Source organism: Pantoea sp. DY-5, from assembly GCF_019795955.1.
Taxonomy (GTDB): domain Bacteria; phylum Pseudomonadota; class Gammaproteobacteria; order Enterobacterales; family Enterobacteriaceae; genus Pantoea; species Pantoea leporis.
Window position 1 is genome coordinate 221,807 of the sequence record NZ_JAIMIE010000008.1, and the last position, 8,835, is coordinate 230,641.

The 8,835-nt window shown below is 52.0% G+C and carries 10 protein-coding genes; 5 read left to right on the forward strand and 5 right to left on the reverse strand.

The features are described 5' to 3' along the window. Nucleotides 1-106: 106 nt before the first annotated feature. Genes trkA through def form a run of 4 tightly spaced genes read right to left on the reverse strand, consistent with a single transcriptional unit; the run spans nucleotide 107 to nucleotide 4,325 of the window. A complete protein-coding gene (trkA, locus tag K5Y30_RS22270; protein WP_222213406.1) occupies nucleotides 107-1,483 on the reverse strand; it encodes a Trk system potassium transporter TrkA in 1,377 nt (458 codons plus the stop codon). Between the two features lie 31 nt (nucleotides 1,484-1,514). Next, nucleotides 1,515-2,801: a 16S rRNA (cytosine(967)-C(5))-methyltransferase RsmB gene (rsmB, locus tag K5Y30_RS22275; protein ID WP_222186056.1), complete on the reverse strand. Its 1,287-nt coding sequence runs from the start codon at nucleotides 2,799-2,801 to the stop codon at nucleotides 1,515-1,517. Between the two features lie 45 nt (nucleotides 2,802-2,846). Then, the gene (gene fmt / locus K5Y30_RS22280) at nucleotides 2,847-3,791 is read right to left on the reverse strand and encodes a methionyl-tRNA formyltransferase (protein ID WP_222213408.1); all 945 of its coding nucleotides are present in this window, start codon (nucleotides 3,789-3,791) and stop codon (nucleotides 2,847-2,849) included. Between the two features lie 21 nt (nucleotides 3,792-3,812). Continuing rightward, the gene (def, locus tag K5Y30_RS22285) at nucleotides 3,813-4,325 is read right to left on the reverse strand and encodes a peptide deformylase (RefSeq protein ID WP_008104717.1); all 513 of its coding nucleotides are present in this window, start codon (nucleotides 4,323-4,325) and stop codon (nucleotides 3,813-3,815) included. Nucleotides 4,326-4,440: 115 nt separating this feature from the next. Between def and dprA the strand changes: the two genes are divergently transcribed. Genes dprA through aroE form a run of 5 tightly spaced genes read left to right on the forward strand, consistent with a single transcriptional unit; the run spans nucleotide 4,441 to nucleotide 7,989 of the window. Beyond that, nucleotides 4,441-5,565 carry a DNA-protecting protein DprA gene (gene dprA / locus K5Y30_RS22290; RefSeq protein WP_110867590.1) on the forward strand — a complete coding sequence of 375 codons (1,125 nt, stop codon included), beginning with the start codon at nucleotides 4,441-4,443 and terminating at the stop codon, nucleotides 5,563-5,565. Then, entirely contained in the window at nucleotides 5,537-6,010 is a 474-nt protein-coding gene (smg, locus tag K5Y30_RS22295) for a DUF494 family protein Smg (RefSeq protein WP_007891699.1), read from the forward strand. The genes dprA and smg overlap by 29 nt, the downstream gene beginning before the upstream one ends. Before the next feature lie 27 nt (nucleotides 6,011-6,037). Then, the gene (locus tag K5Y30_RS22300) at nucleotides 6,038-6,592 is read left to right on the forward strand and encodes a type I DNA topoisomerase (protein WP_101762573.1); all 555 of its coding nucleotides are present in this window, start codon (nucleotides 6,038-6,040) and stop codon (nucleotides 6,590-6,592) included. After that, nucleotides 6,589-7,164 (forward strand): L-threonylcarbamoyladenylate synthase type 1 TsaC, encoded by a 576-nt coding sequence (gene tsaC / locus K5Y30_RS22305; RefSeq protein ID WP_110867589.1) that lies wholly within the window; start codon nucleotides 6,589-6,591, stop codon nucleotides 7,162-7,164. The genes K5Y30_RS22300 and tsaC overlap by 4 nt, the downstream gene beginning before the upstream one ends. A 3-nt stretch (nucleotides 7,165-7,167) precedes the next feature. Further along, a complete protein-coding gene (gene aroE / locus K5Y30_RS22310; protein WP_222213410.1) occupies nucleotides 7,168-7,989 on the forward strand; it encodes a shikimate dehydrogenase in 822 nt (273 codons plus the stop codon). A gap of 9 nt (nucleotides 7,990-7,998) precedes the next feature. Here the strand turns inward: aroE and K5Y30_RS22315 are convergent, their stop codons facing one another. Next, nucleotides 7,999-8,553, reverse strand: coding sequence for a gamma carbonic anhydrase family protein (locus K5Y30_RS22315; protein ID WP_222186061.1), 555 nt, complete (start codon nucleotides 8,551-8,553; stop codon nucleotides 7,999-8,001). Nucleotides 8,554-8,835: the final 282 nt, after the last annotated feature.

An 8,835-nucleotide genomic window follows, 5' to 3' on the forward strand; every position in this document is an offset into this window, starting at 1 on the left:
ATCTCCTTGCCTTGGCCAATGGCTAAAGTCTAACAAACCTTTGTGCAATTGCCATTAGAACAAAGGATTAAGCAAAATTTTCACGGCGGGCTTTCGCCCGCAGCTTTTACAGGAAGAATGGACTTGGCTGGAACAGACGCTCAACATCGGGCACAAACTTCTTATCCGTCAGGAACATAATTACATGATCGCCCTGTTCGACGCGCACATTATCATTGGCGATGATCACTTCATCACCGCGCACCACAGCACCAATAATGGTTCCCGGCGGTAGCTTAATATCTTCTATCAATCGTCCAACCACCCGTGAGGTGGTTTCATCGCCGTGTGCGATCGCTTCGATCGCTTCGGCAATACCGCGACGCAGTGAGGAAACGCTCACAATATCGGCTTTACGTACGTGACTGAGCAGCGCCGAGATGGTGGCTTGTTGTGGCGAGATCGCAATGTCGATCACACTGCCTTGAACCAGATCGACGTAGGCGCGGCGCTGGATCAGCACCATCACTTTTTTCGCGCCCATTTTCTTGGCCAGCATGGCCGACATGATATTGGCTTCATCGTCGTTAGTGACCGCGATGAAGAGATCCACCTGATCGACATGCTCCTCGGCCAACAATTCCTGATCCGAGGCATCACCGTAGAAAACGATGGTATCGTGCAAACGTTCTGCTAGTTCTGCCGCGCGCTGTTGATTACGTTCAATCAACTTCACGCTGTACTGTTTTTCCAGGCGCTGCGCCAATCCAAAGCCGATATTGCCGCCGCCAACCAACATGATGCGCTTATACGGTTTTTCAAGACGCTGCATTTCACTCATCACCGCGCGAATATGCTGGCTCGCGGCAATAAAGAACACTTCATCCCCGGCTTCCACGATCGTAGAACCCTGAGGACGTATTGGGCGATCCTGACGAAAAATCGCTGCGACTCGCGTATCAATATGTGGCATATGTTCACGCATGATCGACAAAGGATTTCCGACCAGCGGACCGCCATAATAGGCTTTAACCACTGCGAGGCTCACTTTGCCTTCGGCAAAATTCACCACCTGAAGTGCGCCGGGGTACTGAATCAGGCGGTAGATATTGTCAATCACCAACTGCTCAGGAGAGATCAGATGATCAATTGGCACGGCTTCCGGTACAAACAGCTTCTCAGCATCGCGTAAGTATTCAGCGGCGCGAATACGCGCGATGCGATTGGGCGTATTGAAAAGGGAATACGCAATCTGACAAGCCACCATGTTGGTTTCATCGGAGTTGGTTACCGCCACCAACATATCCGCATCTTCAGCACCGGCTTCACGCAAAATACGCGGATGTGATCCGTGACCATGCACGACGCGCAGATCAAATTTGTCCTGCAATACGCGTAAACGCGTCGCATCGCTATCGACGACGGTGATATCGTTATTTTCCCCGACCAGATTTTCTGCCAGGGTTCCGCCGACCTGGCCGGCGCCGAGGATAATGATTTTCATGGCTTAGATGCTCTTGTCAGTATGCGCAGCACTATTTTTTCATCAGCTTAGCGTAGAAGAAGCCGTCGCCGCCATCGATGGTCGGGAAAACCTGCCAGCCATTGGCTTGGCCCTGCGGCAACGTCTCGGCCACGGCGTCGCTATGCGCTGCCAAAAAGGCACTGATTTGATTGTGGTTCTCTTCCGGCAATACTGAGCAGGTGGCATAAATCATCGTGCCGCCAGATTTCAAACGCGGCCATACGGCCTCAAGAATTTCACGCTGCAGATTCGCCAGCTCAGGAATATCACGATCGCGACGCAGCCACTTGATGTCTGGATGGCGGCGAATAACGCCCGTGGCAGAGCAGGGTGCATCGAGCAGAATACGATCGAACTGCATATCGCCACACCATTCTGCCGGTGTACGACCATCGCCCTGACGCACTTCAGCCTGCATGCCCAGGCGCTGTAAGTTCTCATGCACACGGAGCAGGCGTTGCGGGTCAACATCGACGGCTAAGACTTTGGCATGCGGGGCGATTTCGAGGATATGTGTGGTTTTACCACCCGGAGCAGCACAGAGATCGAGAATATTTTCCCCATTTTTGGGCTCAAGCAGCAGTGCGCAACGTTGTGCAGAAAGATCCTGCACCGTCACCCAACCTTGATCGAAACCCGGCAGCTGGCTGACTGGAGCGGGTGATTCCAGTCGCAATGCATCTTGTGCATCGCCAGGAAAAGCAACTTTCTCTTCTGCCTGCAATAGCGCCAGCCAGGCGTCGCGACTGTAATGCTGGCGATTGACGCGCAGCCACATCGGCGGTCGCTGATTGTTAGCTTCAACAATCTGTTGCCACTGTTCTGGCCATGCCGCTTGCAGACGTTTCAGCAACCAGCCTGGATGCCAGTAACGTTGCGAGCCCTGATCGACTTCGGCTAACAGCGCTTCTTGCTGGCGCAGGAACTGGCGCAACACGCCATTTAACAGGCCTTTTAAAGCCGTGCGCTTCAGCACTTCAGCACCCGCCACGGTTTCTGCCAGTGCCGCATGGGCCGGCACGCGGGTATATAACAGCTGATAGAGACCAACCATCAACAGATAATGCAACACTCGCTGCTTACCGGTTAAGGTGCGCTCCATCAGTTTGCCGATTAAGGCTTCCAGCTGCGGCAGCGTGCGCATCACGCCAAAACAGAGTTCTTGCAGCAGCGCGCCATCTTTATCGGATAGGTTCTTTTGCGCCCCCGGTAAAATGGCACTTAGCGATTCACCTTTGTCCACAACGCGTTCAATGAGTTGCGCGGCCAGGCTGCGCAAGTTGGTAGCTTTTTTCATGTTATTTCATCAAACAAAAAGCCCGGTCAAACCGGGCTTGGAGGATCAGGCCAGAACGGTTCCAGGTACGAACCATTCGCGGCGCGAATTGAGCAGGTCCTGAGCGGACATGGCTTTTTTACCGGCAGGTTGCAGCGATACCAGATTCAGCACACCATCGGCCGTTGCGATCTGAATGCCTTGTTTATCAGCATGGACGATTTCACCGGGTTGCTTGTTCTGATGCGGCAAAACCGTTGCCTGCCAGACTTTTACCGGTTGCTCTTCAATCATGAAATAGCTCATTGGCCATGGATTGAAGGCACGAATACAACGTTCCAACTGCGCTGCTGAAAGTGACCAATCGAGATGCGCTTCTTCTTTACTCAGTTTCTCGGCATAAGAGACCAGCGCTTCATCCTGAACTTCTGGCCTGGCATTACCGCTTGCCAGCAGATCCAGCGTTAACAGCATGCCTTGCGGGCCGAGTTGCGCCAGCTTCTCATACAGCGACGCGCTGGTGTCTTCAGCCGTAATCGGGCAGGAGAGTTTATGCAGCATATCGCCGGTATCGAGGCCAACATCCATCTGCATAATGGTGACACCGGTTTCGGTATCGCCGGCCCACAGAGAGCGCTGGATGGGTGCAGCGCCGCGCCAGCGTGGCAGCAGCGAACCATGCACATTGATGCAACCCAGTCGCGGCATCGCCAGCACGGCTTTCGGCAGGATCAAGCCATAAGCGACCACCACCATGATATCGGCCTGCAGATCGGCAACCAGGTGCTGGTTCTCTTCAGGCTTCAGGGATTTCGGCTGAAATACGGGAATATCGTGCGCCTGTGCCAGGACTTTGACCGGGCTTGACGTAAGCTTATTACCGCGTCCGGCTGGACGATCGGGCTGGGTAAAGACGCCAACAACCTGATGCTCAGAAGCAAGTAGCGCGTCTAAATGACGCGCTGCAAAGTCAGGTGTACCGGCAAAGATAATTTTGAGCGGTGCAGACACAGTTTAACCTTCAATGAGCACTTAATCTTCGCGTGCGTTTAGGCGGGCCAATTTTTCCAGTTTCTGTTTGATACGCTGACGTTTCAGTGGCGACAGATAATCAATGAAAAGTTTGCCATCGAGATGATCGATTTCATGCTGGATGCAAATCGCCAGCAGACCGTCGGTTTCCAGCTCAAAGCTTTTGCCGTCACGATCCTGCGCACGCACCTTGACCCACTCTGCGCGCGGCACAAAAGCACGTTGCTCAGGAATAGAAAGGCAGCCTTCTTCAATACCGGTTTCACCGCTCTTTTCCAGCAGTTCCGGATTAATCAGCACCAAACGCTCGTCACGGTTTTCAGAAACATCAATAACAATGATGCGCTGATGAATATCGACTTGGGTCGCCGCTAAGCCAATACCTTCTTCGGCGTACATGGTTTCAAACATGTCGTCGACAATACGCTGCACGTCTGCGTTTACGGTTGCCACCGGCGCAGCGATTTTGCGAAGGCGATCATCAGGGAAATGTAATACCTGCAAAACTGACATAAATATCCAGATCTGTATGCGTTGAAGAAAAGATTACTGCCTCATATTGTAGACTTTTTGATGTCTGATTGACAGCATTGCACCGCATGATAGCGCGGCTGACAGGGAGTGCAGCATGGAGAGAATTGAATGGATGCTCAGGCTGGCAAATGTGAAAGGCTTAAGCTCTGGAGTTGTCAGACATTTAGCTGAGGCATTGCAGGATAATGCTCAGGTTGATGACGATCTTTTACTGGATCAGGGATTAAACGAAACCCAGCGACAACAGTTTAAAGAGCTTTGTCCACGCCAGTTAGCACGAACACATCTATGGCTGGAGGATGAACAGCATCATGTAGTTACCTGTATCGACGAACATTATCCCTCGGCGTTAGCGGAAATCAGTCGACGTCCCTCATTGCTGTATGTCGCGGGAAATATGGACATCTTGCAGACGCCCCAACTCGGTGTCGTGGGCAGCCGTCACTGCACGCATTATGGTAAGCAATGGGGAAGCTGGTTTACGCAGCAATTAGCGCTAAGTGGATTGACCATCACCAGCGGCCTTGCACGCGGAATCGATGGCGTGGCGCATCGGGCCGCGTTAGAAGTGCAGGGCAAGACCGTTGCAGTATTAGGCAGCGGTCTGCAGCATATCTACCCTAAAAGTCATCAAGCGTTAGCACGTGAGATCATCGCTGGCGGTGGGGCACTGATCTCGGAATTCCCCCTTGATACGGCACCGCATGCGGTTAACTTTCCGCGGCGTAATCGCATCATCAGTGGTTTAAGTCTTGGCGTACTGGTAGTTGAAGCCACGTTAAAAAGCGGTTCGCTGGTGACGGCACGCTACGCTTTGGAACAAAATCGTAACGTTTATGCATTACCCGGCGCGCTAGGCAATCCGGGTAGTGAAGGTACGCACTGGCTTATCCAGCAAGGCGCGCTGCTGGTGGCGCATCCTAACAATATCCTTGAAGATTTACATTCAACGCTGCAATGGTTGCCTGATAGCAGTTCAGAAACAATATATTCACAACACAGTGACGATGTGCCATTGCCATTTGCAACTGTGTTGGCTAACGTAGGTGATGAGGTTACACCTGTTGACGTCGTCGCTGAACGTGCCGGCCAACCTGTGCCAGTTATCGCAGCTCACCTGCTGGAGCTGGAGTTAGCAGGATGGATCGCAGCTGTACCCGGCGGCTATGTCCGATTGAGGAGGGCATGCCATGTTCGACGTACTTATGTACTTGTTTGAGACGTATATCCACAACGAAGCTGAAATGCGCGTTGATCAGGATAAATTGACCGATGATTTAACCGATGCCGGTTTTCATCGTGAAGATATCTACAATGCGTTGAATTGGCTTGAGCGGTTAGCGGATTATCAGGAAGGCTTGGTTGCGCCAGTACTCATGGCAAACGATCCGCTCTCAATGCGAATCTATACCGAAGAGGAAAACCAGCGTTTAGATGCAGAATGTCGCGGTTTTATTTTGTTCCTGGAACAGGTCCAGGTGCTGAATATGGAAACGCGCGAGATGGTCATCGAACGCGTAATGGCCCTTGATACCCTCGAATTCGATCTTGAAGATCTCAAATGGGTGGTGTTGATGGTGCTTTTTAACATTCCAGGATGTGAAAACGCCTATCAGCAAATGGAAGAACTGTTATTCGACGTCAATGAAGGTATGCTGCATTAATAATTTGCGATTGATGCAACCGGTAATATGAGTAAATCAGCACTATTTTCCGTGCCTAAACACGATCCCTGCCCCGCTTGCGGGGCAGAATTAGTCATACGTTCCGGCAAACACGGCCCTTTTCTGGGGTGTGTAAATTATCCAACCTGCGATTACATTCGCCCGCTGAAAAGTCAGGGAGATGGACACGTCGTTAAAGTGCTGGAAGGCCATGCATGCCCCCAGTGTGGCGCAGACAAAGTTCTGCGTCAGGGGCGATTTGGCATGTTCGTGGGTTGCAGTCACTACCCGGAATGTGATTACACCGAAACTATCGACAAGCCTGATGAAACAGCTATCGCCTGTCCGCAATGTCAGAGCGGTAAACTGGTACAGCGGCGCTCGCGCTATGGCAAAACCTTCTACTCTTGCGATCGCTATCCAGATTGCCAGTTTGTCCTTAACGCAGCGCCGGTTGAAGGCGTTTGCCCGCATTGCCAGTTCCCTTTATTAATAGAGAAGAAAACCGCACAAGGCATGAAGCGCTTCTGCGCCAGCAAACGCTGCGGTAAGCCCATTGTCCAGGACGCATCATCATCATGAAGCCAAGCCAGTATTCAGCGGGTAGTCTCGATTTTTGCATTGAGAGGCTACAGCAACAGGAAGTTATCGCCTATCCAACCGAAGCCGTATTTGGATTGGGCTGCGATCCCGACAGCGAGGATGCCGTAATGGCACTTTTGGCGCTCAAGCAGCGTCCAGTCGAGAAAGGACTCATTTTGATTGCAGCCGATTACGCGCAGCTGGAACCTTATATCGCCGACCGTGAACTCTCTGTGCTGCAGCGCGAGCGTATGTTTGCCAGTTGGCCTGGCCCGGTAACCTATGTAGTGCCAGCTTCGCCACATACGCCGCGTTGGTTAACGGGGCGTTTTGACTCACTGGCCATTCGCGTTAGCGATCATCCTGACGTACAGGCTTTGTGTCGCGGTTTTGGTAAACCTCTGGTTTCGACCAGCGCCAATCTTTCCGGCGAACCGCCTTGTCGTAATGCGGAAGAGGTTGCTAAGCAATTTGGTCCGCAGTTCCCGGTCTTAAATGCTGAAACGGGTGGGCGACTGAATCCTTCTGAAATCCGCGACGTTATTAGCGGTGAACTTATTCGTCAGGGCTAACGCATGGAAAATTTTGCCGTATTTGGTCACCCGATTGCGCATAGCAAATCTCCTTTCATTCATAACTTGTTCGCTGAGCAAACCGGCATTGAGCATCAATATGGCAAGGAGTGCGCGCCACTTGAGGGTTTTCCTCAGTCGATCGCCGATTTTTTTGCGCATGGCGGCAAAGGTGCCAATGTCACGCTGCCTTTTAAACAGCAGGCATGGGAATTTGCCGATGAGCTTAGCGAACGTGCGGCATTGTCCGGTGCGGTTAATACGTTAAAGAAAGATGCGCAGGGTAAGATCTTCGGCGACAACACCGATGGCATCGGCTTGCTCAGCGATCTGGAACGACTGCAGATGATCCATCCAGGTGATCGAGTTCTGCTGGTGGGCGCCGGTGGTGCTGCGCGTGGCGTGATCCTGCCACTGCTTTCATTCGGATGTTCGCTGGTGGTGGTGAATCGCACCTTGGCACGCGCCGAGCAGCTGGCAGAGATTTTCCAGCATAGCGGGGATATCAAAGCGGCCGGCTTTGAGCAATTAGCGGATCAGCAATTTGATCTGATCATTAATGCGACCTCGAGCGGTGTTGATGGCAAAGTTCCGGCGTTAGGCACATCGCTAATTAATGCGCAAACGCGATGCTACGACATGTTTTATCAACAAGGTTTGACGCCATTTTTACTGTGGTGCCAGCAGCAGGGCGCGCAGCAGCTGGCGGATGGCGTTGGTATGTTAGTGGGTCAAGCCGCTCACTCTTTCCATTTATGGCATGGCGTGATGCCAGAGATCACGCCAGTGATTGCCAAACTAAAGCAGTCGATGCAGCAGAGGTAAGACTGGCGATCAGGAATGAGATTGGCTTTCCTGAACGAGATATTCATTCTTCCAACCGACATAGTTGTTGGATGAATAAAGCAGCCCGGCGATTTCCGCTTCACTGAGTGGGCGGACCTGCTTCACCGGGCTGCCTAAATACAGGTAGCCGCTCTCCAGTCGTTTACCTGGCGGTACCAAACTGCCAGCGCCAATCATCACATCATCTTCAACGATCACGCCGTCCAGCAGAATGGATCCCATACCAACCAGTACGCGATTGCCGATAGTACAGCCGTGCAGCATCGCTTTATGCCCTACCGTGACATCTTCGCCAACAATCAGCGGATAACCTTCCGGATTGCTGGTGGACTTGTGAGTGACGTGCAGTACGCTGCCATCCTGAATATTGCTTCTTTTACCTATCACCACTTTATTGACGTCACCGCGAATCGCAACCAGCGGCCAGACACTTACGTCATCGGCAAGTTGTACTTCACCCACCACCACGCTGCTGCTATCGATCATCACGCGATCGCCTTGTTGCGGAAAATGGTTCTTATAAGGTCGTAGGGCTGTAGACATGATCTTCTCCTTTACGTTTTTACCCAAGCCTGCGGCTTAAAAGGCGGATAAACAAGATGATTTTTGAGCGGATCGCTCGCGATCGCAGCGAAAAGAGTGAAAACTCGCCAGTCGATTAAAAAGATCGAAAAAAGGGGTTGTGCAAAAAATTCGGATCCCTATAATGCGCCACCACTGAGACGGCAAAGCGGCAACGCAGACGGCTCAGCAGGGAGTGAAGAAATTCATCCCGCCGGATGAAAACGCTGAAAAAAGTGTTTGACTCCGAAGGAGAGTAGCGTA